This is a genomic window from Mesorhizobium sp. 128a, from assembly GCF_053848025.1.
The window spans coordinates 164,236-187,292 of sequence record NZ_JBSPKY010000009.1; the positions used below are offsets into that span (position 1 = coordinate 164,236).

The window sequence follows — 23,057 nt, forward strand, 5'->3', positions numbered from 1 at the left end:
CATGATCTCCGGACAAAACCTTTTTGTCCGAGAAAACCGGATTCCACTTTTCGGGATCATGCTTAGCCTGCTGCCAGCCGCTTCAGCTTGGCAATCGCCGTGTCGGCGCTCTCACCGTAAGCAATGGTGCCGGCGAACTCGCCCTTGGCATTGAGCAGCAGCACCGAGGCGGTGTGGTCCATCATGTAGTCGCCGTCGCCGGTGTCGACCTTCTTCCAGTAGATGCTGAAGGACTTCGCCATCGCGTGTACCTTGTCGGGATCGCCAGATATGCCGACGATGCGGTCGGAAAAATTGCCGACATAGGTTTTCATCACCTCGGGTGTGTCGCGCTCCGGGTCGACGGTAACGAAATAGGCGTTGAGGTTCTTGCCGTCGTCGCCCAGCGTCTTCAGCCAGCCGGCCAGTTCAAACAGCGTGGTCGGACAGACTTCCGGGCAATGGGTGAAGCCGAAGAAGACGACGCTGGGATGGCCGCTCCGCAAGGCGGCTTCGGTGATCGGTCCGCCTTTCTGGTCGACCAGCGCGAAGGCGCCGCCATACGGCTCGCCGCCATAATGGCCCTTGTACCAGTCGAAGGTGAGCCAGCCGATGCCGGCCGCCATCAGAACCAGAATGCCGACCAGGATTGAACGCATCATCAGGAAGTGTCCGTCGTGATTTTGTTGGCGCCGGATTGGCGCCTGCAGCGGCAGTCTTAGCCGGTCGCGAGGGTCTAGGCAAAGATGCCGCGTTGCCGCAACCGGGCTGAGCACTACCTTGCAAACAGCAGGTCCCTATCCCACCTGAGGCCCGCAAACTGAACCTGAGGAGGCTTCCTTGCTACGACGGATTGGGCAGAAACTGTTCGGCGGCGCGCTGGCCGCATGTATTGCCCTTGGCGCCGGTGCTGCCGCGGCCGAGGAAGTCGGCAAGGTCGGCGTCGACTGGGTCGGCAACGACATCATCGTCGAGGCGATCAAGGACCCGAAAGTCGACGGCGTGACATGCCACGTCTCCTATTTCGACCGCAGCATCATCGACCGGCTGCACAAGGGCAACTGGTTCGAAGATCCCTCTGATTCCTCGATCTCCTGCCGTCAGACCGGGCCGATCACCATTGGTGACATCGACATGGGCGAGGGCGGCGAAGAGGTGTTCAAGCAAGGCATCAGCCTTATCTGGAAGAAGCAGGTGGTGAACCGTATCTACGACAAGAAAAACGAGACGCTGATCTATCTGTCGCATTCGCGCCAGGTGCAGGACGGCTCGGCGAAAATGTCGGTGACCACCGTGCCGCTGTTCGGCCAGAGCGTGGTGTGGACCAACGGCCAGCCGAAATAGGCGGTTACTCTAGGCTGTTTGGTGATGCGACAATTGCTTCCGCAATTGCGCGGAGGTAAAGCCGCGCCATGGACCGTACTGAAAACCTTGTCCTGAAAGACCCGGACCCGCGCATCCATCCGACCGCGGAGCTCAAGGCTTGCAAGCTCGGGCGCTATGCCTCGATCGGCGAGCGGGTGGTGCTGCGCGAGGTCAATGTCGGCGACTTCTCCTATTTCGAGCGCCACGCCGAGGCGATCTACACCACGATCGGCAAATTCTGCTCGATCGCCGCCAACAGCCGCATCAATGCACTGGAGCATCCGATCGAGCGGCTGACGCAGCACAAGCTGAGCTACCGGCCGAACGAGTATTTCCGCTGGCTGGGCGTCGATGCGGCGTTCCGCGAGCGGCGGCAGGCCAAGGCCGTCAGCATCGGCAACGATGTCTGGATCGGCCATGGCGCTGTCATCATGCCCGGCATCAGCATTGGCAACGGCGCCATTGTCGGCGCCAATGCAGTGGTGACGCGGGATGTGCCGGCCTATGCGATCGTCGCCGGAGTTCCGGCGAAGCAATTGCGCCGGCGTTTTACGCCGGAGATCGCGGCGCGGATCGAATACCTCGCTTGGTGGGACTGGCCGCCGGAGAAACTCGCCAAAGCGGTTCCCGACATGCAGGCCTTGCCGATCGAAACTTTCCTTGACCGCTGGGAACAGGAGCGTTCCTGAACGCAGCGCTCAGATGAGCATGCCGCCGGGCTCCTCGATGCGCATGCGCATCTTCGTCGACTGGCTGGTCGAAATCCTCGCGCCCAGGTTCTGAACAGCGCGCCTGCCGGGAAGAGATCCGTCGGTCTGCGGCAACAGAACCCCTTCCGCTCTGCGGGGGTGGCGCGGCGGAAGGGGCTTTGGAGATAAACCGCGGTGAAGCGGAAGGACCAGGGTCTATGGCCTGCACAGGGACTATGGCAACAAAGCCATAAGGCGGCTTTCCGGGTGCTACGCTTTTCGCGTGTGCTCAATTGTACCCGCGATATCACCTGCGACAGGGAACCTGGAGCGGCTGCCGACTGTTTCTTGCTGAGCGATGAACGCGGCGCCGTCCGGCTTGCCGCGTTTCGGGCAATTGAAGGATTTTGAATTGGAAAAGCTGTTCACGAAGATCGCCAACACGGTCGCTCATCTGGCCGGGCTGCCGCTGACCTTTGTCGGCTGCTGCGCGATCGTCATCGTCTGGGCCGTCAGCGGGCCATTCTTCGGCTTTTCCGATACATGGCAATTGGTCATCAACACCGGAACGACGATCATCACCTTCCTGATGGTGTTCCTGATCCAGAACACCCAGAACCGCGACGGCGCCGCGGTCCAGGCCAAGCTCGATGAACTGATCCGGGTCGGCAAGGGCCACAACCATTTCATCGGCATCGAGCACCTGACCGAAACCGAGGTCGAGGAAATCCGTGACAAATGCGAGCGCGCGGCCACACGTCACGACCGCGAGATCGCCGAGCTGGCCGCCAAGAAAGCCGTCACGCAGAAGCGCACCGCGAAAAAACGCGCCGCCTGAATTCGCAGCTCAGCGTTCCATGAAGGCCGCGAAAGCATCCTTGTGGTCGGGGTGCCAGCGCGAGAGGGCAGGGCGGTTCTCGATGATGTCGCCGATCGCCCAGGCCATGCGTTTTTCGTCCGTCGGCCGCTTCACCTCATTGTCCGGGCAAAGGATGTAGAAATCGCCACGCATGAGGGAGGCCAGCATGAAGTCGATGACCTGCTCGCCGGTCCAGGCGCCGGCCGGTTTTTCAGTCGCGCCCTCGGTGATGCCGGTGAAGGTGAAGCCGGGAATGAGAAGATGTGCCGCAACCTTCGCGCCCGGTTCGTTGCGCAGTGCGTGCGCCAAGCCTTCGGTGAAGGTCTTCAACGCCGATTTGGAGACGTTGTAGGCCAGATTTCCGGGCGGCGTGGTGATGCCTTGCTTGGAGCCGGTGTTGACGATCAAGCCGGGTTTGCCCGACGCCAGCATGGCCGGCGCGAAGGCCTCGACGCCGTGCACGACGCCCCAGAAATTGGTGTCGAGCAATCGCCTCCAAGCTACCCGGTTTTCCCAGGGCTTGCCCGGATTGTTGCCGACCCCGGCATTGTTCATGAGGATCGACACCGCCCCGAAAGCGTTGTCGACGGTGTTGGCCAGCCTTTCGACGTCGTCGACGTAGGAGACGTTGGTGGCAACTGCAAGAACGTTATCGTCGCCACCGATCGCTGCGACGACCTGCTTGGCTTCGTCCAAACGCGCGCCGCCGAGATCGGCAAGCACCGTCTTCATGCCCATCGCCGCCAGCCTTTTGGCCGCGGCAAGGCCGATGCCGCTGGCGCCGCCGGTGATAACGGCGACATTGCCTGAGCTGAGGGCGGGCAAAGCGGACTGGATTTCGGCGTCGGAGGTCATGGTCTTTTCCTTGGTTTGGGGTTGCGCCGAACTTAGCGCCAGACGCGGCCCAGGCAAGCCCGTTGCCGTGGCTTCGGGTTGACCGGAGCGGTGGGCGCTGCGCATGCTGCCGGCCATCGAAGGAGATCGACCGATTGACCGACTGGATTGCAATCCTGAAGGAGCAGACCGCCACCGGCGATCAGATGGGCCGCGAGGTGCCGCAGATGCTCGCCAATCCCGATATCAGCGAAGCGCAGGTGAAGACGCTGTTTTCGGCGCTGGAAAAACAGGCCGAGTTCGTCGAGAAATTGCGCATGGCGCTGGAGAAATTCGGCCATGATTTTTCGATCATCAAGGCGGCCGAACGGCTGGAGGAGCGCTATGCCGATCTCGCCGCGTCGGTCGCCGAAAAGCTGAAGGCGATGCGCAAGTAGCGGCAGCGTGCGCTACTTTTCGATCACCCGCGAAAAACGCGTATCCGGCACGAACCAGACGGCGGCCACCAGAACATAGATCGCCAAGCCGATCCACTGGTTGACGAAAGTCAGCAGCACCGCCGTTGTGTAAAGCGCTACCGAAATCTTGCCCTTGCGGTCACTGCCCAGCGCCTTGGCGAAGGCGGTTTCATTGCCGTGCAGATGGTGCAGCTTGGTCACAAGAAACCTGTAGGCGACCCCGCACAGCACCAGGTCGACGCCATAGACGGCGACGGGGATCGGCGCGAAATGATTCTCGCCCATGAAGGCCGTTGTTGCCGGGATCAGCGACAGCCAGAACAGAAGGTTGAGGTTTGCCCACAGCACGCGGCCGTCGACGCGCTGCACGGTGTGGAACATGTTGTGCAGATTGTTCCAGTAGATGCCGACATTGATGAAAGACAAGACGTAGCTGAAGAAGATCGGCCACAGCGGCGCCAGCGCTGATAGGTCCTCGCCATGCGGCACTTTCAGCTCCAGCACCATGATGGTGATGATGATGGCGACGACGCCATCGGTGAATGCCTCAACCCTGCCTTTGCCCATGGATTCTCCCTCTCGATGGACAGACGTTAAGGGAGGATTTCGGGCAAGGCCATACTGGCAAGATTGTCAGGAGCGGGTTGGGCAAGTGGAACGGCCGTCCTTACATCGACGTTGGACTTCTATTGGGGCGTTGGGCAACTGGCCGGAGGTTGCCATGACCAGCTATACCGAGACCATGACGACGCGCGACAATGAACTCGGCGGCCGCGCCGGGATGGCCGCCGTTGCTGCGATGATTGCAGCTTTGTTCGCCGGCAGCACGGCGCTGACGCCGCTTTACGTCATCTACAAGCAGGCCTTCGGTTTCTCGCAGATCACGCTGACGCTGGTCTACGCCGTTTATGTCGTCGGCAATCTCGGCGCATTGCTGATGTTCGGACGTTTGTCCGACGGCATTGGCCGCCGTCCTGCGGCCTTGGCGGCGATGGCGGTGGCGGTAGTCAGCGCGCTGGTGTTCTTGCTGGCCGAGAATGTCGCCTGGCTCGATGCGGCCCGCATCCTGAGCGGCCTTGGCATCGGCATCGGCGCGGGAACCGGCACCGCCTGGTTGGCGGAGTTGATCGAGGGCGAGGACAAGTCGCGCGCCGCCGTCATCGCCACGAGCACCAACTTCGTCGGCCTCGGCCTTGGCGCGCTGGTGTCGGGGCTGCTCGCCGAATATGCGCCGTGGCCATTGAGACTGACGTTTGCGGTCTATCTTGCCTTACTCGTGGTGGTCACGATCCTGATCTGGCGCACGCGGGAGACGGTCTCGCGGCCGGGACGGCTGGCCGATGTTTCGCTGCGGCCGCGGCTGTCGGTGCCGGCCGACATCCGCGCCGCTTTCGTGGCGCCAGCGGTGACCGGCTTCGGCGCCATGGCGCTGGTCGGCTTCTATGCAGCACTGGCGCCGAGCATCCTGGCGCAGCAGCTGCATGTGGCCAACCATGCCGAGGCCGGCGGGCTGTTCTTCGAACTGTCGATCGTTGCGGCCGCGACCATTCTGGGCACGACCTGGCTGCTCAGCCGCACCGGCATGCTGGCGGCGCTGGCGCTGATGATCCCGGCTGTGGCGCTGGTGGTCGCGGCGCAGATCTTTGCCTCGATGTCGCTGATGATCGCCGCGACGGCCCTGTGCGGCGTGGTGGGCGCGCTCGGCTATCGCGGCGGCCTGCAGGTTGTGAGCCAGATCGCACCGGCGGATCGCCGCGCCGAAGTGGTGTCGGCTTTCTTCATCTGCTGCTTCTGCGGCAACGCGCTGCCGGTGATCGGCATCGGCCTGCTGTCGAGCTGGACCAGTGCCGCGACTGCAAGCCTGGCCTTCGCAGGCATGATCACGATCTTCTCGGTAATCGCTTTGGTGTTCGGCGCCAAATATGCGCGCTGAACCTTACCCGTTCGGCGTCTCCGGCGCCATGTTGGCGCGCTGGCGCGGGATGCCGAGGCCGGTGTCAGGCGGCTCACCGGCTGCCGGCCGATCCTCGATCATGTGCATGGTGCGCCAGCGGCCGAAACGATAGTAGGCGGCGGCCAGCAGCAGCGAGGTGATCGATCCCGCCGGAAAACTCCACCACAGCGCTTCCGCGCCGATATAGCTCCTGAAGAAATAGGCAAAGCCGGTGCGCACGACGAGCACCGAAATCACCAGGATGATCAGCGGCGGCATCACCGCACCTGTGGCGCGCACGGTGGCGAACAGCACGATGGTGATGCCGAACAGGATGAATGACCAGGACGCTATCCTGTTGATATGGGCGGCGATGTCGATCGCGGTGCTGTCACCACTCAGGAAAAGGCTCAGCACGGGCCGGTCGAAGAAGAACAGCAGCGCCACCAGCGCGCCGGTGAGCACGAGGTTGAAGCCGACGCCGGAAGCGGCGATGCGGCCGATCCTGTCCCAGCGCCCGGCGCCGACATTCTGCGCCGCCATGGAGGAGACCGCGGCGCCGATCGCCAGCGCCGGCATCTGGATATAGGTCCACATCTGCGCGGCGATGCCGTAGGCGGCGGCGACCTGCGAGCCGTAGGTATTCACGATGCCCATCACCGTGAGCGCCGCCGCGGAAATCACGATCATCTGCAAGCCCATCGGCACGCCCTTGAAGACGACGATCCTGAGCAGGGTCGGGTCCGGGCGCAGTAGAGCGAGGTCGGCGCCGGCGATTCTGAGCGGATGCTTTCGCGCATACAGCACGACGAGGATGGCGATCACGCTCACCGTCTGGCCGACCAGCGTCGAGGTGGCGGAGCCGGCTATGCCGAGTTCGGGGAAGGGGCCGATGCCGCGGATCAGCAGCGGGTTCAGCACGATGTCGAGCACGACCGCCAGCGCCATGAAAAAGAACGGCGTGCGTGAATCGCCCGCACCGCGCAGCACCGTCATGACGAAGGACAGGAGGTTCATCATCGGCACAGCGACGAAGATGATGCGCAGATAGGAGCGCGCCAGCGGCAGCGCGTCGGGTGGCGTGCCAAGGGTGTTGAGGATGGCGTCGACCCAGATCCAGCCGCAGACGGCGAAGACCACCGAGACGAGGAAGAAGAAGGTGGCGCTGGTGCCGACGATGCGCCGCGCCTCGGGCAGGTCGCGGGCGCCGACCGATTGCGCCACCAGGATGGTCGCCGCCATGCCGATGCCGAACACCGTGCCGAGGATCAGGAACAGCACCAGATTGGCGTTGGACGTCGCGGTCAGCGCGGATTCGCCGAGAAAGCGGCCGACCCAGACGGCGTTGATCGAACCGTTGAGCGATTGCAGTACGTTGGAGCCGAGCACCGGCAGCGCGAACAAAAGCAGGGTGCGCGGGATGGGGCCGCTGGTCAGGTCGACGGTGCGCCGGCGCGCGGGCATTCTTTCGTCCACGGGCTGCTCGGCGAAGGTTCATCTCAAAGTCCGCCCGGCAATGATTGCCGATTTAACGGATAAGGTCGATGCGCCATCGGAACAGTCCGCCTGGCTGCCTCGCGCCAATCAGGTTCTCAAAGCATCCGGAATGGGATATGGATCGTCGCCGCGAGGGGTCGCAAATCGGGGGGATCATGTCCGACAATCCGCTTTTTTCCGAGCGCCTGAACCGGCGCGCGTTTCTCGGGGCATCCGCCTTGGGTGCCGCTTCCGTGGCGCTTTCGGCCTGCACAACCACGGACGTGGCGCCGCCGCCGGTGGCAGCGCCGCCGCCGCCGAGCGAATCGGCTTTCGGCGCTGCCGAAAGCATGTACGCGGCACGCGTCGACGAGGGCTATCAACTGCCGGCGATCCCGATATCCAAGCTCGATCCCAAGTTCGTGCGCCAGATCGTGACCGACCCGACCGGCGAAAAGCCGGGCACCATCATCGTCGATACGTCGGAACATTTCCTCTATCTGGTGCGCGATGGCGGCAAGGCGATCCGCTACGGCGTCAGCCTCGGCAAGGCCGGTTTCGGCTGGACCGGCAGCGCCGTGGTCCAGGCGCGCAAGAAGTGGCCGGTGTGGACGCCGCCGCCGGAAATGATTCAGCGCCGGCCGGAACTGGCGAAATACAAGGACGGCATGCCGCCGGGACCGCAGAGCCCGCTCGGCGCCCGTGCGCTCTATCTGTTCCGCGACGGCAAGGACACGATGTACCGGCTGCACGGCACGCCGGAATGGGATTCCATCGGCAAGAACGCGTCGTCGGGCTGCGTGCGCTTCATGAACCAGGACATCATCGACCTCTACAGCCGGGTCAACGGTGTAACCCAGGTTTATGTGCGCCCGAACCTGTCGCCGGCCGGCAAGATCATGGCCGTGTCGAGCCGGACCGCCGAGCCGATCGATGCCGGCGTGCCGAGGGATGCCGAGATTTTGAAATAGGGCGCCAGCGGTATCGCTGATCGCCGACAAAAAGGCGGACGCGCCGGGCGCGTCCGCTTTTTTCTGTTGTATGCGACTACTTCTTGGCGAGGCCGGGAAGCGTGACCTGATAGACCAGGAACATGGTGTCGACATCGGCGCCGTCTTCGGCCTTGTAGGGCGCGCCGACCTGGAAGCCGTCCTGGGCGAGGAAGTCGTTGTCATTGCCGACGAACAGGAAATAGTCGTCGGGCAGCGCCGGATCGAGCACGCTGACCACCGACATCGCCTCCCACTTCTCCGAGAGGTTGTTCTTGTCGTTCGGCTTGCCGTCATGCAGGCCGAAGCGGCTGAGTTCCTTGTTGTCGTTGATGTCGATGAACGGCGTCAGCTTGGCCGGGGTCACCGAGGGGTCGAGCACGCCCTTCGGCGCCAGCGGCTTGTCGGCGGCATCGAAGGCGCCACCGGCAATGTCGGTCGCGGCCGACACGTCGACAACGAAGATCTGGCGGACAAGCGAAGTGTCGCCCTTCACGCCCTGGCCGTTGCCGCTATCGCGCGTCAGCATCAGGAAGGTCTTGTCGGACAGCGCCACGATCTCGCTCTGCGCGGCGATCTTGGTCTTGCCCTTGTCGTCCTTGAACACCGGCAGCGGCACGACATATTCATGCGCCAGCTTGAGATGGGCCGGGTCTGTCGCGTCATAGACCAAAGCGCGGGTGTTCTGGCGCGTGGCGCCGGAATCGCCGCCGTCCTGGCGGGGTGCGGACTGCAGCACCGCAATCAGCGACTTGCCGTCCGGGGTCAGCGCCATGCCCTCGAGGCCCTGGTTGTTCTGGCGGCCGGTCTCGGGATCCTTCGGATCGGGCTCTGCGGCACCGGGACCCGGATTGTCGGAGGCGAAGTTCGGCGTGCCCTTGCGCATCGGCACCAGGGCCGCCGGCGGCTGCGTCGCCGACATCAGGTGGCCGTCGGCCGAGAAGCGATAGATGTTGGGACCATATTCGTCGGAGATGAACATTGTGCCGTCGGGCAGCCGCGCGATCGCCTCATTGTCGAGCGCCAGCTTGCCGTTGGCCTCGGGCAGCATCGGCATGTCGCCGCTGGCGGCGCGCACGCCATTGAGCGGGTCTAGGCCGGTGGCGTCGGCTCCCTTGTCGTCGGTCAGAAGCAGGGAATCGGAGAGCGTCGCCTTGACGCCGGTCTGTTCCTGGCCGGCGGCGGGTGTCGCGCCCAGTGCGGTCGGCGTGAACTCGATGTCGATGGTGTTGATGCGCGGCCGGTAGTCGGTGGTGCCGACGACATTGTAGCCACGATCCGGCAGCAGCCACAGCGAACCCTTGTAGCCGTCGGCGCCATGCTTCCAGCCGGCGGTGTCGATCGACATGCCGGAACCGGAGCCGAAGGTCTCGCCGAACTTGTCCTTGAGGTCGGCGGGGAGGCGGCCGACGCCGACCAGGCCCTTGTTGACGAAGCCGCCGACGGTGGCGGTGCTGTCGGCAAGGGCAGGGGTCAACGCGGTAAACAGCGCCAATGCGGCGCCGAGCGACAGGGTTCGGTGCGAGATTTTCATGGAGATCCTCTTTGTGACAGGCCTTCAAGCGGCCGAGACTGCAAAGGGCTCCGCGTCGCATCGACGATCTCGCCCTCCCGCAAGCGGTCTAGGACGTGAACATGATACTTGCGTGACAAGTGCGTTCTGCCGGCCATTGGCATTCGTTGCTTGCCGTGCAGAAATGGCTGCATGCACGAAACACTCATCTCGGTGGCTGTTTTCCTCTGCCTGACGGCGGCGCCGCTGGTCAGCATGGCTGTCTATGGCAAATTGCCCGCGCATCACCGCGAGGACGACACCAACAATGTGGTACGGCTGGCCGCCAACCTGTTCGTCGTCATGACCTCGCTGGTGCTTGGTCTGATGATCAACTCGGCAAAGAACACTTTCGAGTCGATCGACCGCAACGTGCACACATATGCGACGGAGTTGATCCTTCTCGACCGGTCGCTTCGACAATATGGGCCTGAGACTGCCGAGGTCCGTCAGCCACTGGTCGCTTATGTGCAAAGACAGACCAACAACTGGACAGAAGCCAACGAAACACCCCTCGTCGCCAACCGGCTGTCTGAACGTCTGTTGACCGAGATCAGCACACGATTGACCGCTCTGCAGCCTGCTGACGCAGCGCATGTTTCCGTGCAGGAGGACTCCCACCAGCATCTGCAGAAGGTGGTGGAACTGCGCTGGGCTTTGATTGAGCAATCGGAGGGTACCATCCCGCGGCCGCTGATCGTTATGCTCGTTGCCTGGCTGGTGCTGATCTTCGCCAGTTTCGGCTTCAGGGCGCCGCGGAATGCCATCACCATAGAGACGTTCGTGGTGTCGGCAGCGCTGATTGCCAGCGCTCTCTACCTCATCCTCGACATGGATATACCGTTCTCCGGTCCGATCCAGATCTCTTCTGCGCCTCTGCAGAGGACTTTGATTGAATTGCAGCAGTAAGCGGAACTTGCGGCGCTCCAGTGCATTCATGGGTACGGCCAGATTTGCCGGTCCGTTTGAGGGAGGGCGACATGGGCTTCGACCAGTATCACGAGCCGCCGGAAGAGCTGACGCAGAAGGTGCGGACCTTCGCCCGCATGATCACCTCGCTGATCGAGGAGGCGGAAGCGATCGGCTGGTACGAACAGCGCATGTCGGTCGAGAAGGACCCGCAGGCCAAGGCGATCATGAAGAATGCGCAAGGCGAGGAATTCAAGCATTTCGGCATGGATCTCGAATTCCTGCTGCGCCAGAAGAAGGAATGGCGGGCGGAGCTGAAGGAAATCCTGTTCACGACCGGCGACATCGTCAAGGCCGGCGAGCGGGGCGAGAAGAAGGTGGACTGAGGACGGTCCGCCCAGAGCAATTCCAGGAAAAGTGTGAAACGGTTTTCCGTCCGGAATTGCGTAAAAACAAGGATAGAGCGACGGATCAGTCGCTGTCGCGCGCGATCAGCTCCAGCGGCCAGACTTCGCGGATGATGCGCGGACCTTCGAGACCGGCAAAGGCCGGGATCGAGGCCAGCAGCATTTCGGCCAGCCGCCTTCCCATCGGCTCCAGCGCCGGGCGGAAGGCGGTCAGCGCCGGCGAGAAATAGCGGCAGAGCGGCGTGTCGACGATGACCGTCACCGCAATGTCGTGGCCGGGTCGGATGCCCATCTCGGCCAGTGCCTTGCAGCCGCCGAGCGCCATGGCGTCATTGTTGAAGATGATGGCCGTCGGCCGGTCCTTTGCCAGCATCACGCGCGGCGTCACCTGGTAGCCGCCGGCCTCGTTGATGAAGCCGTCGGCGATCAGCGCCGGATCAACCTCGATGCCGTGCCGCTTCAGCGCCTTGCGGTAGCCGTCGACGAACAGATAGCCGAAATTCAGATTGAGCGACGGGCGGATGGCGGCGATGCGGCTGTGGCCGCGCGCCACCAGCCGGTCGACGGCGTCGCTGCCGGCCTTTTCGAAATCGAGGTCGAGCGAGGGATAGGCCTTGCCGCCGGTGCGGCTGCGGCCGAGCGTGGCGAAGGGGAAGCCGGCCTCGAGCAGATAGTCGATGCGTTCATCCTCACGCCGCGTCCAGGCCAGCACCACGGCATCGGCCCGACGCGTCTCGACGACGCGGCGCAGGCGCTCCTGCTGATAGTCGCCTGGCGCGCCCATGACCACGGTGAGGTCGAGCCCGCTTTCGGCAAGCCGGCCCTGCAGCCCGATCAGGAACGGGATGAAGAACGGTTCGCCATATTGCTGGTCGCCCGGATGCGGCTGCAGCATGAAGGCGATCGAATGGGTGGCGCCTTGCCGCAGACTGCGGCCGGACTGGTTCGGTGAATAGTTCAGCTGCTTGGCGGCGGCGAGCACGCGCTGGCGGGTGTCGGCATTGACGTCGGCGCGGCCGTTCAGCGCCCGCGACACGGTGCCGATCGAAATGTTCAGGTGACGCGCAAGGTCGTGGATGCTGGACGCCAAGGACTGTTCTCCCCCTTGCCTTGGCTAGCACCGGCTGCCGCTCAGGCCAAGGCTTCGGGATGATTTTTGCTGGCAGCCGATTGACATTCTACGCCATCGGGTGTGTTCTCGTAAACGTTTACGGAAAAACGTTTACGGTGATGCTGTGGATGCCGTGACATTCGGTCTGGAGGGACCGGACGGGAGGAATGCCGAATGATGAATGCCGTCCTCGTCGGCTGTGGTGCGATGAGCAAGGCCTGGCTCGATGCCGCGAGGCAAATCGACGGGCTTGCAATTGTCGGCCTGGCCGATCTCGACGCCGAGCGGGCAAAGGCGAGGGCGCGTGAATACGGGCTGGATGGCGTCGTGATCGGCACCAGCCTCGAGCAGGTGCTCGGCCAGACAAAGCCGGACGCGGTGTTCGATGTCGTGGTTCCCGCCGCCCGCCGTGACGTCGCCTTCGCTGCCTTGGCCCACAACTGTCATTTGCTCACCGAAAAGCCGCTGGCCGACACGCCGGAAAATGCCCGCGCCATTGTCGAAGCGGCGCGCCGTGCCGGGCGCGTTCATGCCGTGGTGCAGAACCGGCGCTATGTCGCCAATGTCCGGCGCATAAGACGGTTTCTGGACTCGGGCGCCATCGGCAAGCCGACCAGCATCCATGCCGATTTCTTCGTCGCGCCGCATTTCGGCGGCTTTCGCGAGGAGATGGCGCATGTGCTGTTGCTCGACATGGCGATCCATACTTTCGACGCAGCCCGCTACATGGTCGGCGGAGAGCCGGCCGGCGTCTATTGCCAGGAGTGGGAGCCGGCCAATTCCTGGTACCGGCAGGGCTCGTCGGCCAGTGCCGTCTTCGACCTCGGCGGCGGCAAGGTGTTCACCTATGCCGGCTCTTGGTGCGCCGACGGTTTCCGCACCAGCTGGGAAGGCAGCTGGCGCATCGTCGCCGAGCGCGGCAGCCTCCTTTGGGATGGCAACGATACGCTGGAGGCGGAAATGATAGTGCTGGGCCGAGACGGCCTGTTCGCCAAAACCCAGCCTATCGACGTGCTGCCGCTCGATCCCGCCGACCGCGTTGGCGGCCATCTCGGCATCATCCGGGATTTCATGCAGGCAATCGAAACCGGGACCGAGCCGGAAACGCGTGGCGCCGACAACATCAAAAGCCTGGCCATGGTTTTCGGCGCCATCGAAAGCGCCGAGACCGGACGCCGCGTGACAATCGCACAGGACGCATCATGACGCCAAACCCGCTTCTCGACATCCGGATCGGCACCATGGTGCGGGCCAATCTCGACGATCCGGCGGCTTACATCAAACAGATCCTGCCGCTTGGGTTTGAGAGCATCCAGCCGTTCTTCTGGCAGACGCTGGGCGGCAAGGATCTGCCGCGGCTGGCCGGCGAGATTCGCGAGGCGATCGGCGATGCCGATGTCGCCGTGTCCTCGATCGGCGTGTTCGGCAATCCGCTGGAGGATGGCGAGGTCGATCGCGGCGTGCTCGCCGCCTGGGAAACTGTCATCGACAATGCGCATCTGTTCGGAGCTTCGATGGTCACTGGCTTCACCGGCCGCCTGCGCGGCAGGAAGCTGACCGACAGCCTGCCGCGCTTTCGCGAAGTGTGGGGGAAGCTGGCCAAGCGCGCCGCCGACAAGGGCGTGCGCATCGCCTTCGAGAATTGCGCCATGGATGGCAACTGGGCAACCGGCGACTGGAACATCGCCCACAATCCCGACGCCTGGGAGCTGATGTTCAACGAATTGCCAGACGAGAATCTGGGGCTCGAATGGGAGCCCTGCCATCAGCTCGTCTATCTCATCGATCCGGTCCCGCAGATCCGCAAATGGGCGCCGAAAATCTTCCATGTTCACGGCAAGGACGCGACGGTGCGCTGGGACGTCATCCGCGAGCATGGCGTGTTCGGCCGGCTGCCCTTCGTGCAGATGCGTACGCCCGGCTTCGGCGACAGCGACTGGACGCGGGTGATCAGCGAGTTGCGGCTGGCGGGCTACCAGGGCGCCATCGACATCGAAGGCTGGCACGACCCGGTCTATCGCGGCGATCTCGAAATCACCGGTCAGGTGCGTGCGCTGGAGTACCTCAAGCAATGCCGCGGAGGAGCGACCTATTTGCCGAACCCGGCGTGACGGCGGCCGGCGGGAGGAGCCGGCCTGAACAGATTGCGGCGCACTGCCGAAGCGAATGTCGAAAACCCTCGGCTTCCGAGGACAAAAGGGAGGAACGTGCATGAGCATCGCAATGAGAACGACACTTCTGCGCTCGACTGTCGTGGCCGTCGCCACGGCGCTGTGCGCCGCCATCTCCACTCTGCCGGCGCAGGCGCTCGACGCCCAATGGTGCAAGGATGTCCATATCCGCTTCTTCGTCGGCGGCGCCGAGGGCGACGCTTTCGGCACCATCGTCTATAATGGCGCCAAGCAAGCGGCGGCGGATCTCGGACCGAAGGTCGACTACATCTTCTCCGCCTGGAACATTGAAATGATGGTGCAGCAGCTGCGCGAGGCGGTCGCCGTCAAGCCCAACGGCATCGCCATGATGGGCCATCCGGGCGACGCCGCCATCATGCCGCTGGCCGAACAGGCGCACAAGGACGGCATCAAGATGATGTACCAGAACGTGCCCCTGCCGACGGTCGTCGCGGCGTTCGGCGGCGGCTATGTCGGCGCCCAGCAAGAGCAGCAGGGCCGTGCGCTCGGCGTCGAGGCGTTCAAGCTCGCCAAGCTGAAGGCCGGCGACAAGGCGATCATGATCGGGCCGTTCGACAATGAGAGCCGCGGCGCGCGCGAGCGCGGAACGGTCGCGGCGCTGAAGGAGGCAGGCGTCGAGGTGGTTCAAATCAGTTCGCAGACCGAATGGGCGGCGGATCCCAATCTCGCGATACCGGTGATCACGGCAGCTCTTTTGAACAATCCCGACGTGAAGGTGGTCGGTTACCCCGGCGGCCAGATGCTCGGCAATGTGCCGACATACATGCAGGCAGCAGGGCGCAAGCCCGGCGACATCTTCAATTTCGGCTTCGACACCAGTCCGCAGATCGTCGATGCCTTCAAAGGCGGCTGGGTGCAACTGACGGCCGACCAGCAACCGTTCCTGCAGGGCTATCTGCCGATCCTCAGCCTCTGCCAACAAGTGGTGCTGGGGCTGGCGCCGATGAATGTCGACACCGGCGCCGGTTTCGTCACGCCCGACAATTACGAGATCGTCGCCGAGCTCGCCAAGCAGGCGCTGCGCTGACCTCCCAAGCCGTCGGCCGGGTTTGGGCCCGGCCGGCGGGGCCGCCGGCGAAAAGGTCGGCATGCGACAATCAAGCGAGGATCCGATGGCCGAACGCCTTATCGAACTGCGCGACATCAGCAAGTCCTATGGCCAGGTCTATGCACTGGGCGGAGTCAATCTCAGCGTCGATCGCGGCGAGGTGGTCGGCCTCATCGGTGACAATGGCGCCGGCAAGTCGACGCTGATCAAGATCCTGTCGGGCGTGGTCAAGCCGACCAGCGGCGAGATTCTGGTGCGCGGCGAGCCGGTGACCGGATGGAGCGCGGCCCGCTCGCGCGACGCCGGCATAGAGACGGTGTTCCAGGATAGGGCGCTCGCCGTGCAGCAGACCATCGTGCGCAACATCTTCATGGGCCGCGAACTCACCGGCTTCATGGGCTTTCTGAAGGTCAACAAGGAGATCGAGGAGGCGAGCCGGCTGATGCGCGAGATCGGCTTCACCTCAAAGGTGTTCACGCCGCATTCGATCGTCGGCCAGCTGTCGGGCGGCGAACGCCAGGGCGTGGCGATCGCGCGCGCCATCTACAAGCAGGCAGAGCTGATCGTCCTCGACGAGCCGACGACGGCGCTGTCGCTGACCGAGACCGCCAAGGTATTCCATTTCGTGCGCCAGGTGCGGGCGAGCGGCCGCTCGATCCTGTTCATCGGCCACAACATCCATCATGTCTTCGACATCGCCGATCGCTTCGTCGTGCTCGATCGCGGCAGGGTCGCGCTGACCACCGACCGCAGCCAGGTCAAGTCGGCCGAGGATCTCATCAACTTCATGGAAGAGGTCGCGCATCCGGGCGGGTTGGCCGGGCTGCACGACGCCGGCGACGCGGAGCAGAGAGCACGATGAGCAAGACCATGGAACCCGATCTGCACGAGCCGGCGGCCAGCATTCCCCGCCCCAATTCCCAGAAGGAGTGGAAGCACCCATCCGATCACTGGATGCGCGGTTTCATCCTCGACAACCGCGCCTCGCTCGGCACGCTCGGCGTGTTCATCATCATGATGGCGGTGTTCATCATCGCCAACCCGACCGTCTTCACCACCTGGTATCTCTACAGCTCGGTGCTGACCACGCTGCCGGTGGCGCTGTTCGTGGTGGTGCCGCTGGTCTTTGTCGTCACCTGCAACGAAATCGACCTGTCGTTTCCGGCGACGATGGGCCTTGCTTCATGGGTCTTCGCGCTGGTCGTGCAGGCCGGCTATGATCCGTTCCTCGGCATCGCCGCGGCACTCGTCACCGGCATGCTGCTCGGTTTCCTGGTCGGGTCGTTGGTGGTCTATGGCGGGCTGTCGTCGCTGATCGCCACGCTCGGCATGAATTTCCTGCTGCGCGGCCTGATCCAGATCATCAACGAGGGCAAGTCGATCTCGCTGACCAGCCTCAGCGGCAGCTGGGTCTACACGATCTTCTCCAGCCAGATCCACGGTATCCCGGTGCAGATCTTCTGGGCCATTGCCTTCGTCGTGCTCTCGGCGCTGCTCTACAACAGACATCGCTTCGGCGCTCAGGTGAGGGTGGTCGGCGACAATCCCGACAGCGCCCAGCAGATGGGCATCGACGTCAAACGCGTGCGGGTGAAAGTGTTCGTCTTCGTCGGCATAGGTGCCGCGATCGCCGGCTGCTTCTCGGTGATGATCAACTTCACCTGGTGGCCGACGGCCGGCGACGGCTATTTGCTGCCGGTGCTGGCCTCGGTGTTCGTCGGCGGCACGCCGACCTGGGGCGGCATCGGCACCGTGGTCGGCGGCGCAATCGGCGCGGTTACCGTGTCCTTCATCCAGACCGGCGTCGTGGCGGCGGGGCTGAGCGGCTTCTACGTGCAATTCTTCAACGGCCTGATCATCATCCTGTCGCTGCTGGGGCACAAGTGGAACCAGGCGAGATATCGGTGAGGGGTCGGTAATTCAGGCTGCTCACACCGCCGCCACAAACCCATCCAGCACGCGTTTCTGGCCGGCCTTGTCGAAGTCGATGGTGAGCTTGTTGCCTTCGATGGCGGAGATGTTGCCGTTGCCGAATTTCTGGTGGAAGACGCGGTCGCCGACGCTGAAGGGCGACGGCGTGTCGGCGACGGATTTGGCGATCAGCTCGCCGTCGATGGTGCGGCCTTTGACCGAGGTGCGGCCGGCGCCGTAGCCGGAGTCCGTTTCGCCATAGCCGATGCGCTCGACCTGGTGGCCGGAGCGGGTGCCCCAGTTGCGGTCGGTCGCTTCGGTGCGGTTGGCCTGCGCGCGCTGCCAGCCGGGCGTCGCGTAGGTGTTGGAAAAGGCGCCGGATTTTTCCGCGCTGCCGGTGTTGGCGCCGACATTGTCGAAACGTGAGGCGCCATAGGGGTTCTGTCGTCCTGCTCCCTGGCCGCCACGGCCCGAAGCAAACGAGCCGCCGCCATAGGAATTGCCGTAGCCGCCGTAGCTGTTGCCGCCTTCGGCGACCTCGACATGGGCGTTCGGCAACTCTTCGAGGAAACGCGACGGGATGGTCGATTGCCACAGGCCGTGGATGCGGCGGTTGGAGACGAACCAGAGATGCAGGTTCTTCTTGGCGCGGGTCAGGCCGACATAGGCCAGCCGGCGCTCTTCCTCCAAGCCGGAGCGGCCGCCTTCGTCCAGCGCGCGCTGGTGCGGGAACAGGCCCTCCTCCCAGCCGGGGAGGAACACGGTCTCGAATTCGAGGCCCTTGGCCGAATGCAGCGTCATGATGTTGACGGCATCGAGCTCTGCATTCTGTTCGGCGTCCATGACCAGGGCGACATGTTCAAGGAAGGAGCGCAGTGACTCATACTCTTCCATCGAGCGGATCAGTTCCTTCAAATTTTCCAGCCGGCCCGGCGCTTCGGCCGAGCGGTCGTTCTTCCACATGTCGGTGTAGCCGCTCTCCTCCAGAATGGTCTCGGCGAGTTCGGTGTGCGGCGTGGTTTCCAGCGCCTTCTGCCAGCGCTCGAAATTGGCGGCCACTTCGCGCAAGGCGGCGCGCGGCTTGGGCTTCAGATCGTCGCTTTCGGCGAGCTTGGCGGCGGCCTCCAGCATCGGGATGCGCAGCGCACGCGCAGTGTCGTGGATCTGGCGGATGGTGGCTTCGCCCAAGCCACGCTTCGGCACATTGACGATGCGCTCGAAGGCGAGGTCGTCGGCGCCTTGCGCGACGACGCGGAAGAAGGCCAGCGCGTCGCGGATTTCCATGCGCTCATAGAAACGCGGGCCGCCGATGACGCGGTAGTTCAGGCCGAGCGTGACGAAACGATCCTCGAACTCGCGCATCTGGAAGGAAGCGCGGACAAGAATGGCCATGTCGTTGAGGTTGTGCTTGGCGCGCTGGTAGGTCTCGATGGTTTCGCCGACGGCGCGGGCCTCCTCTTCGGAATCCCAGGCGGCGTGGACATGCACTTTCTCGTCGTCCTCGGCGACCTTCTCTGTGAACAGCGTCTTGCCGAAGCGGCCTTCATTGTGGGCGATGAGGTGCGAGGCGGTGCCGAGAATGTGGGCGGTCGACCGATAGTTGCGCTCCAGCCGGATGATGGTGGCGCCGGGAAAGTCCTTGTCGAAGCGCAGTATGTTGTCGACCTCGGCGCCTCGCCAGCCATAGATGGACTGGTCGTCGTCGCCGACGCAGCAGATGTTCACGGTGGACGAGCGCTGATATCCCTCCCCCTTGAGGGGAGGGTGGCCGGGCGCAGCCCGGTCGGGTGGGGTCCTCGCGGCAGTGCTCGACGTTCTGGCGGTGCCTTCTGCGGCGACCCCCTCCGCCCGCTTCGCGGGCACCTCCCCCTCAAGGGGGGAGGATTGCGGCCGCTGCGCCAAAAGCCGCAGCCACATATACTGCGCGGTATTCGTATCCTGGTACTCGTCGACGAGAATGTATTTGAAGCGCTTGTGGTAGTCCTTGAGCACATCCGGATTGGCGCGGAAGATGCGGATCGGGTGGCAGAGCAGATCGCCGAAGTCGCAAGCGTTCAGCGTCTGCAGCCGCTCCTGATAGGCCTTGTACAGCTCGCGGCCCTTGCCGTTGGCGAAGCTGCGGGCGTCGCCTTCGGCGATGTCGGCAGGGCCTTGGCCCTTGTTCTTCCAGCCGTCAATCATCTGCGCGAACTGCTTGGCCGGCCAGCGCTTGTCGTCCAGGCCCTCGGCCTGGATCAGCTGCTTGATCAGCCGCACGACGTCGTCGGTGTCGAGAATGGTGAAGTCGGATTTCAGCCCGGCCAACTCGGCGTGTCTGCGAAGCAGTTTCACGCCGATCGAGTGGAAGGTGCCGAGCCACGGCATGCCTTCGACGGCTTCACCGACCAAAAGGCCGATGCGCTGCTTCATCTCGCGGGCGGCCTTGTTGGTAAAGGTCACCGCCAGGATTTGCGAGGGGAAGGCCTTTCCGGTCGCGAGGATATGGGCGATGCGGGTGGTCAGCACCCGCGTCTTGCCGGTGCCGGCGCCGGCCAGCACCAGGACCGGGCCTTCTGTGGTTTCGACGGCGAGCCGCTGCTCAGGGTTCAATCCCTTGAGATAATCAGGCGCGCTGTTGCTACCGCTGCGGGCCGCCATGGCGCGCGCGGCTATGCCCGACGGGGCCGCGGGCCGCGCATTGGGTTCGTCAAAAAAGGGCATGTCTTCCGAAAAGCCGGACATCGCCCCCGAATGTAGTGATTCGGCAGCGAAAGACCAGAAGTGTCTACGTTTTGTTCTGGTTGGAAGCCAGATTCCCGGGCGCCGTGTTGAATTGTTGGCCTGAATCCACCCACCCGGGCCAAAACACGTTGGTTGGGAGGCGCCGGCGCGAAAGGTGAGAGCATGCTGGGCTCTCAGCCTATGCTGGCAGGCTTTGCTTGACACACGCGGCGGGCGGGAGAAAGTTGCGCTCGGGGCGGGAACGGGATGCCCTGGCCGCGGCGCGGGACGCGCATCAGTCGAAGGAGTATCGTCTTGGCTGTCGTCATCACCTCCCTCATCCTGTTCCTCATCGGCCTGGCGCTTGGCGGCGGCGGCATCCGGCTCGCGATGCTGGGCGGCAGCTGGTATTATGTCATCACCGGTCTGGCCTTCCTGATCGCCGCCTGGCTGCTGTTTCGACGCAAGTCGACTTCGCTTTGGCTCTATGCGGCAATCGTGCTCTGCACGCTGGCCTGGGCAGTGTGGGAAATCGGCTTCGACTGGTGGGAACTCGGCCCGCGCGGCGGCATCATCGTGCTTCTGGCGCTGTGGCTGCTGACGCCGTGGGCAAGGCGGGGCCTCACCGGTCCCGACGCACGCGCACCGCTCATCCTGGCGGTGCTCGCCTCACTCGCGGTGGCCGGCTATTCGATGACCGCCGATCCCAAGGACATTGCCGGCGAACTCAATGCCGACAAGGTGACGCCGACCGCCGATCTCGGCGGCAATGTGCCTCCCGGCGAATGGCACTTCTATGGCCGCACGCCGTTCGGCCAGCGCTATTCGCCGCTCGACCAGATCACGCCGGACAACGTCGCCAAATTGCAGCCGGCCTGGACCTACCAGACCGGTGACGTGAAGGGTCCGGACGATATCGGCGAAACCACCTATCAGGTGACGCCGCTGAAGGTGGGCGACGCGCTCTACATCTGCACGCCGCACAATTTCGCCATCGCCATCGATGCCGCGACCGGCAAGGAGAAGTGGCGCTTCGATCCCAAGGTCAAGCTCGACAGGAACCGCCAGCACCAGACCTGCCGCGGCGTGTCCTACTTCACCGATGCCAAGATCGCGGCTGGCCAGCCCTGTGCGACACGCGTCTATTTGCCGACCTCGGACGCGCGGCTGATCGCGCTCGACGCCGCCAACGGCCAGGTCTGCGCGTCCTTCGCCGAAGCCGGCACGCTGAACCTCATGATCAACATGCCCTATCCGAAGTCGGGCTATTATTACTCGACCTCGGCGCCGCTGATTGCCGGCGGCAAGATCATCGTCGGCGGGGCCGTCAACGACAATTATTCGACCGAGGAGCCGTCCGGTGTCATCCGCGCCTTCGATGTCGACACCGGCGCCCTGGTGTGGAACTGGGATTCCGGCAATCCGGACCAGACGACACCGCTGGCGGCAGGCCAGACCTACACCCACAACTCGCCCAACATGTGGTCGACGGCGAGCGCCGACGAGAAGCTCGGCTTGCTCTATGTGCCGCTCGGCAACCAGACGCCTGACCAGCTCGGCGCCGGCCGCAGCGCCAATGTCGAGAAGTTCTCCTCCTCGATCACCGCGCTCGATCTCGCCACCGGACAATTGCGCTGGGTGCGGCAGACCGTGCACCATGACCTCTGGGATATGGACGTGCCGGCGCAGCCGACGCTGGTCGACATCACCACCGCCGCCGGTGTGGTGCCGGCGCTGGTAGGCCCAACCAAGCAGGGCGACCTCTATGTGCTCGACCGGCGCAGCGGCGAGCCGATCATTCCGGTCAAGGAAGTGCCGGCGCCGGGCGGCGCCATCGAGGGCGACCACACGTCCCCAACGCAGCCGACCTCGGATCTCTCCTTCAATCCGAAACCGCTGACCGGCGCCGACATGTGGGGCATCACCATGTTCGATCAGCTGGCCTGCCGAATCGAATTCCAGGGCCTGCGCTATGAGGGCCGCTATACCCCGCCTTCCGTGCAGGGATCGCTGATCTATCCCGGCAATTTCGGCACCTTCAATTGGGGCGGCGTCGCCGTCGATCCGGTGCGGCAGGTGATGTTCGGCATGCCGACCTATCTGGCCTTCAAATCGCAGCTCATTCCGCGCGATGAGGTGCCACCGCCGGATGAAGGCCGTGGCAGCGAACAGGGGCTGAACCGCAATGAGGGTGCGCCTTACGCGGTTGTGATGGGGCCGTTCCTGTCGCCGCTCGGCGTGCCGTGCCAGGCGCCGCCATGGGGCTATGTCGCCGGCGCCGATCTCAGAACCGGCAAGATCGCCTACAAGCACCGCAACGGCACCGTCTACGACATGACGCCGCTGCCATTGCCGCTGAAGGTGGGCGTGCCCGGCATTGGCGGGCCGATGATCACCGCCGGCGGCGTCGCGTTCCTGGGTGCGGCGGTCGATGATTATCTGCGCGCCTATGATGTGACATCGGGCAAGCAGCTCTGGCGGGCCAGGCTGCCGGCAATCGACGCCGATGACCTACACTGTCGCCGACGGCCGCCAGTTCGTGGTCATCGTCGCCGGCGGCCATGGCTCGGTCGGCACCAAGCCGGGCGATTATGTGATGGCGTATACGCTGCCGAAATAGCCCCTTCAGGCTGGGCACCGGGCCC

General features: G+C 64.0%; 21 protein-coding genes and 1 pseudogene. 14 read left to right on the forward strand and 8 right to left on the reverse strand.

The features are described 5' to 3' along the window. Window positions 1-62: 62 nt before the first annotated feature. Window positions 63-641 (reverse strand): SCO family protein, encoded by a 579-nt coding sequence (locus ACWTU9_RS16885; protein ID WP_455859265.1) that lies wholly within the window; start codon window positions 639-641, stop codon window positions 63-65. Between the two features lie 178 nt (window positions 642-819). Between ACWTU9_RS16885 and ACWTU9_RS16890 the strand changes: the two genes are divergently transcribed. Together ACWTU9_RS16890 and ACWTU9_RS16895 are read left to right on the forward strand one after the other, a co-directional pair. Then, window positions 820-1,323: a CreA family protein gene (locus ACWTU9_RS16890; RefSeq protein ID WP_455859266.1), complete on the forward strand. Its 504-nt coding sequence runs from the start codon at window positions 820-822 to the stop codon at window positions 1,321-1,323. 68 nt (window positions 1,324-1,391) lie between these two features. Continuing rightward, the gene (locus ACWTU9_RS16895; protein ID WP_455859267.1) at window positions 1,392-2,033 is read left to right on the forward strand and encodes a DapH/DapD/GlmU-related protein; all 642 of its coding nucleotides are present in this window, start codon (window positions 1,392-1,394) and stop codon (window positions 2,031-2,033) included. A gap of 9 nt (window positions 2,034-2,042) precedes the next feature. Here ACWTU9_RS16895 and ACWTU9_RS16900 read toward each other — a convergent pair whose 3' ends face one another. Then, window positions 2,043-2,168, reverse strand: coding sequence for a hypothetical protein (locus tag ACWTU9_RS16900; protein ID WP_455859268.1), 126 nt, complete (start codon window positions 2,166-2,168; stop codon window positions 2,043-2,045). A 277-nt stretch (window positions 2,169-2,445) separates the two neighbouring features. Between ACWTU9_RS16900 and ACWTU9_RS16905 the strand changes: the two genes are divergently transcribed. Beyond that, window positions 2,446-2,871: a low affinity iron permease family protein gene (locus ACWTU9_RS16905; protein ID WP_455859269.1), complete on the forward strand. Its 426-nt coding sequence runs from the start codon at window positions 2,446-2,448 to the stop codon at window positions 2,869-2,871. Between the two features lie 9 nt (window positions 2,872-2,880). Here the strand turns inward: ACWTU9_RS16905 and ACWTU9_RS16910 are convergent, their stop codons facing one another. Next, window positions 2,881-3,747: an SDR family NAD(P)-dependent oxidoreductase gene (locus ACWTU9_RS16910; RefSeq protein WP_455859270.1), complete on the reverse strand. Its 867-nt coding sequence runs from the start codon at window positions 3,745-3,747 to the stop codon at window positions 2,881-2,883. Between the two features lie 134 nt (window positions 3,748-3,881). Between ACWTU9_RS16910 and ACWTU9_RS16915 the strand changes: the two genes are divergently transcribed. Further along, on the forward strand, window positions 3,882-4,163 hold the full coding sequence (locus ACWTU9_RS16915) for a hypothetical protein (protein ID WP_095773965.1): 282 nt from the start codon (window positions 3,882-3,884) through the stop codon (window positions 4,161-4,163). A 12-nt stretch (window positions 4,164-4,175) separates the two neighbouring features. Here ACWTU9_RS16915 and ACWTU9_RS16920 read toward each other — a convergent pair whose 3' ends face one another. Next, window positions 4,176-4,751 carry a TMEM175 family protein gene (locus ACWTU9_RS16920; RefSeq protein ID WP_455859271.1) on the reverse strand — a complete coding sequence of 192 codons (576 nt, stop codon included), beginning with the start codon at window positions 4,749-4,751 and terminating at the stop codon, window positions 4,176-4,178. A gap of 154 nt (window positions 4,752-4,905) precedes the next feature. On the opposite strand from ACWTU9_RS16920, the gene ACWTU9_RS16925 reads away from it, so the two are divergent. Continuing rightward, complete coding sequence (locus tag ACWTU9_RS16925) at window positions 4,906-6,117, forward strand: MFS transporter (RefSeq protein WP_454589691.1); 1,212 nt, start codon at window positions 4,906-4,908, stop codon at window positions 6,115-6,117. 3 nt (window positions 6,118-6,120) lie between these two features. Here the strand turns inward: ACWTU9_RS16925 and ACWTU9_RS16930 are convergent, their stop codons facing one another. Beyond that, window positions 6,121-7,581: an MATE family efflux transporter gene (locus ACWTU9_RS16930; protein WP_455859272.1), complete on the reverse strand. Its 1,461-nt coding sequence runs from the start codon at window positions 7,579-7,581 to the stop codon at window positions 6,121-6,123. 188 nt (window positions 7,582-7,769) lie between these two features. Here ACWTU9_RS16930 and ACWTU9_RS16935 point away from each other — a divergent pair, with 188 nt between their 5' ends. After that, window positions 7,770-8,564: a L,D-transpeptidase gene (locus ACWTU9_RS16935; RefSeq protein ID WP_454589689.1), complete on the forward strand. Its 795-nt coding sequence runs from the start codon at window positions 7,770-7,772 to the stop codon at window positions 8,562-8,564. A gap of 76 nt (window positions 8,565-8,640) precedes the next feature. On the opposite strand, the gene ACWTU9_RS16940 is transcribed toward ACWTU9_RS16935, so the two are convergent. Then, window positions 8,641-10,116 carry an esterase-like activity of phytase family protein gene (locus tag ACWTU9_RS16940; protein WP_455859273.1) on the reverse strand — a complete coding sequence of 492 codons (1,476 nt, stop codon included), beginning with the start codon at window positions 10,114-10,116 and terminating at the stop codon, window positions 8,641-8,643. Window positions 10,117-10,287: 171 nt separating this feature from the next. Between ACWTU9_RS16940 and ACWTU9_RS16945 the strand changes: the two genes are divergently transcribed. Continuing rightward, window positions 10,288-11,043 (forward strand): bestrophin-like domain, encoded by a 756-nt coding sequence (locus ACWTU9_RS16945; RefSeq protein ID WP_455859331.1) that lies wholly within the window; start codon window positions 10,288-10,290, stop codon window positions 11,041-11,043. 71 nt (window positions 11,044-11,114) lie between these two features. Then, window positions 11,115-11,429 carry a ferritin family protein gene (locus ACWTU9_RS16950; protein WP_454589687.1) on the forward strand — a complete coding sequence of 105 codons (315 nt, stop codon included), beginning with the start codon at window positions 11,115-11,117 and terminating at the stop codon, window positions 11,427-11,429. An 85-nt stretch (window positions 11,430-11,514) separates the two neighbouring features. Here the strand turns inward: ACWTU9_RS16950 and ACWTU9_RS16955 are convergent, their stop codons facing one another. Further along, window positions 11,515-12,540: a LacI family DNA-binding transcriptional regulator gene (locus ACWTU9_RS16955; protein WP_455859274.1), complete on the reverse strand. Its 1,026-nt coding sequence runs from the start codon at window positions 12,538-12,540 to the stop codon at window positions 11,515-11,517. Window positions 12,541-12,735: 195 nt separating this feature from the next. On the opposite strand from ACWTU9_RS16955, the gene ACWTU9_RS16960 reads away from it, so the two are divergent. From ACWTU9_RS16960 to ACWTU9_RS16980, 5 genes are all read left to right on the forward strand, one after another. After that, window positions 12,736-13,767 carry a Gfo/Idh/MocA family protein gene (locus tag ACWTU9_RS16960; protein ID WP_455859275.1) on the forward strand — a complete coding sequence of 344 codons (1,032 nt, stop codon included), beginning with the start codon at window positions 12,736-12,738 and terminating at the stop codon, window positions 13,765-13,767. Next, on the forward strand, window positions 13,764-14,672 hold the full coding sequence (locus ACWTU9_RS16965) for a sugar phosphate isomerase/epimerase family protein (protein ID WP_455859276.1): 909 nt from the start codon (window positions 13,764-13,766) through the stop codon (window positions 14,670-14,672). The genes ACWTU9_RS16960 and ACWTU9_RS16965 overlap by 4 nt, the downstream gene beginning before the upstream one ends. Window positions 14,673-14,772: 100 nt before the next feature. Beyond that, window positions 14,773-15,780: a substrate-binding domain-containing protein gene (locus ACWTU9_RS16970; RefSeq protein WP_455859277.1), complete on the forward strand. Its 1,008-nt coding sequence runs from the start codon at window positions 14,773-14,775 to the stop codon at window positions 15,778-15,780. Window positions 15,781-15,865: 85 nt separating this feature from the next. Next, window positions 15,866-16,663, forward strand: coding sequence for an ATP-binding cassette domain-containing protein (locus ACWTU9_RS16975; RefSeq protein ID WP_455859278.1), 798 nt, complete (start codon window positions 15,866-15,868; stop codon window positions 16,661-16,663). After that, complete coding sequence (locus ACWTU9_RS16980) at window positions 16,660-17,709, forward strand: ABC transporter permease (protein ID WP_455859279.1); 1,050 nt, start codon at window positions 16,660-16,662, stop codon at window positions 17,707-17,709. Before ACWTU9_RS16975 ends, ACWTU9_RS16980 begins: the two co-directional genes overlap by 4 nt. Window positions 17,710-17,730: 21 nt before the next feature. On the opposite strand, the gene ACWTU9_RS16985 is transcribed toward ACWTU9_RS16980, so the two are convergent. Continuing rightward, window positions 17,731-20,433: an ATP-dependent helicase gene (locus ACWTU9_RS16985; protein WP_455859280.1), complete on the reverse strand. Its 2,703-nt coding sequence runs from the start codon at window positions 20,431-20,433 to the stop codon at window positions 17,731-17,733. A gap of 294 nt (window positions 20,434-20,727) precedes the next feature. On the opposite strand from ACWTU9_RS16985, the pseudogene ACWTU9_RS16990 reads away from it, so the two are divergent. Next, window positions 20,728-23,032, forward strand: a pseudogene (locus ACWTU9_RS16990) (glucose/quinate/shikimate family membrane-bound PQQ-dependent dehydrogenase). Window positions 23,033-23,057: the final 25 nt, after the last annotated feature.

Excerpts from the sequence above, each read along its gene's own strand:
- ACWTU9_RS16885 (WP_455859265.1), bottom strand. The coding sequence starts at position 641 with ATGATGCGTTCAATCCTGGTCGGCATTCTGGTTCTGATGGCGGCCGGC.
- ACWTU9_RS16895 (WP_455859267.1), top strand. The coding sequence starts at position 1,392 with ATGGACCGTACTGAAAACCTTGTCCTGAAAGACCCGGACCCGCGCATC.
- ACWTU9_RS16910 (WP_455859270.1), bottom strand. The coding sequence starts at position 3,747 with ATGACCTCCGACGCCGAAATCCAGTCCGCTTTGCCCGCCCTCAGCTCA.
- ACWTU9_RS16920 (WP_455859271.1), bottom strand. The coding sequence starts at position 4,751 with ATGGGCAAAGGCAGGGTTGAGGCATTCACCGATGGCGTCGTCGCCATC.
- ACWTU9_RS16925 (WP_454589691.1), top strand. The coding sequence starts at position 4,906 with ATGACCAGCTATACCGAGACCATGACGACGCGCGACAATGAACTCGGC.
- ACWTU9_RS16930 (WP_455859272.1), bottom strand. The coding sequence starts at position 7,581 with ATGCCCGCGCGCCGGCGCACCGTCGACCTGACCAGCGGCCCCATCCCG.
- ACWTU9_RS16935 (WP_454589689.1), top strand. The coding sequence starts at position 7,770 with ATGTCCGACAATCCGCTTTTTTCCGAGCGCCTGAACCGGCGCGCGTTT.
- ACWTU9_RS16940 (WP_455859273.1), bottom strand. The coding sequence starts at position 10,116 with ATGAAAATCTCGCACCGAACCCTGTCGCTCGGCGCCGCATTGGCGCTG.
- ACWTU9_RS16945 (WP_455859331.1), top strand. The coding sequence starts at position 10,288 with ATGCACGAAACACTCATCTCGGTGGCTGTTTTCCTCTGCCTGACGGCG.
- ACWTU9_RS16950 (WP_454589687.1), top strand. The coding sequence starts at position 11,115 with ATGGGCTTCGACCAGTATCACGAGCCGCCGGAAGAGCTGACGCAGAAG.
- ACWTU9_RS16960 (WP_455859275.1), top strand. The coding sequence starts at position 12,736 with ATGATGAATGCCGTCCTCGTCGGCTGTGGTGCGATGAGCAAGGCCTGG.
- ACWTU9_RS16965 (WP_455859276.1), top strand. The coding sequence starts at position 13,764 with ATGACGCCAAACCCGCTTCTCGACATCCGGATCGGCACCATGGTGCGG.
- ACWTU9_RS16970 (WP_455859277.1), top strand. The coding sequence starts at position 14,773 with ATGAGCATCGCAATGAGAACGACACTTCTGCGCTCGACTGTCGTGGCC.
- ACWTU9_RS16975 (WP_455859278.1), top strand. The coding sequence starts at position 15,866 with ATGGCCGAACGCCTTATCGAACTGCGCGACATCAGCAAGTCCTATGGC.
- ACWTU9_RS16980 (WP_455859279.1), top strand. The coding sequence starts at position 16,660 with ATGAGCAAGACCATGGAACCCGATCTGCACGAGCCGGCGGCCAGCATT.
- ACWTU9_RS16985 (WP_455859280.1), bottom strand. The coding sequence starts at position 20,433 with ATGTCCGGCTTTTCGGAAGACATGCCCTTTTTTGACGAACCCAATGCG.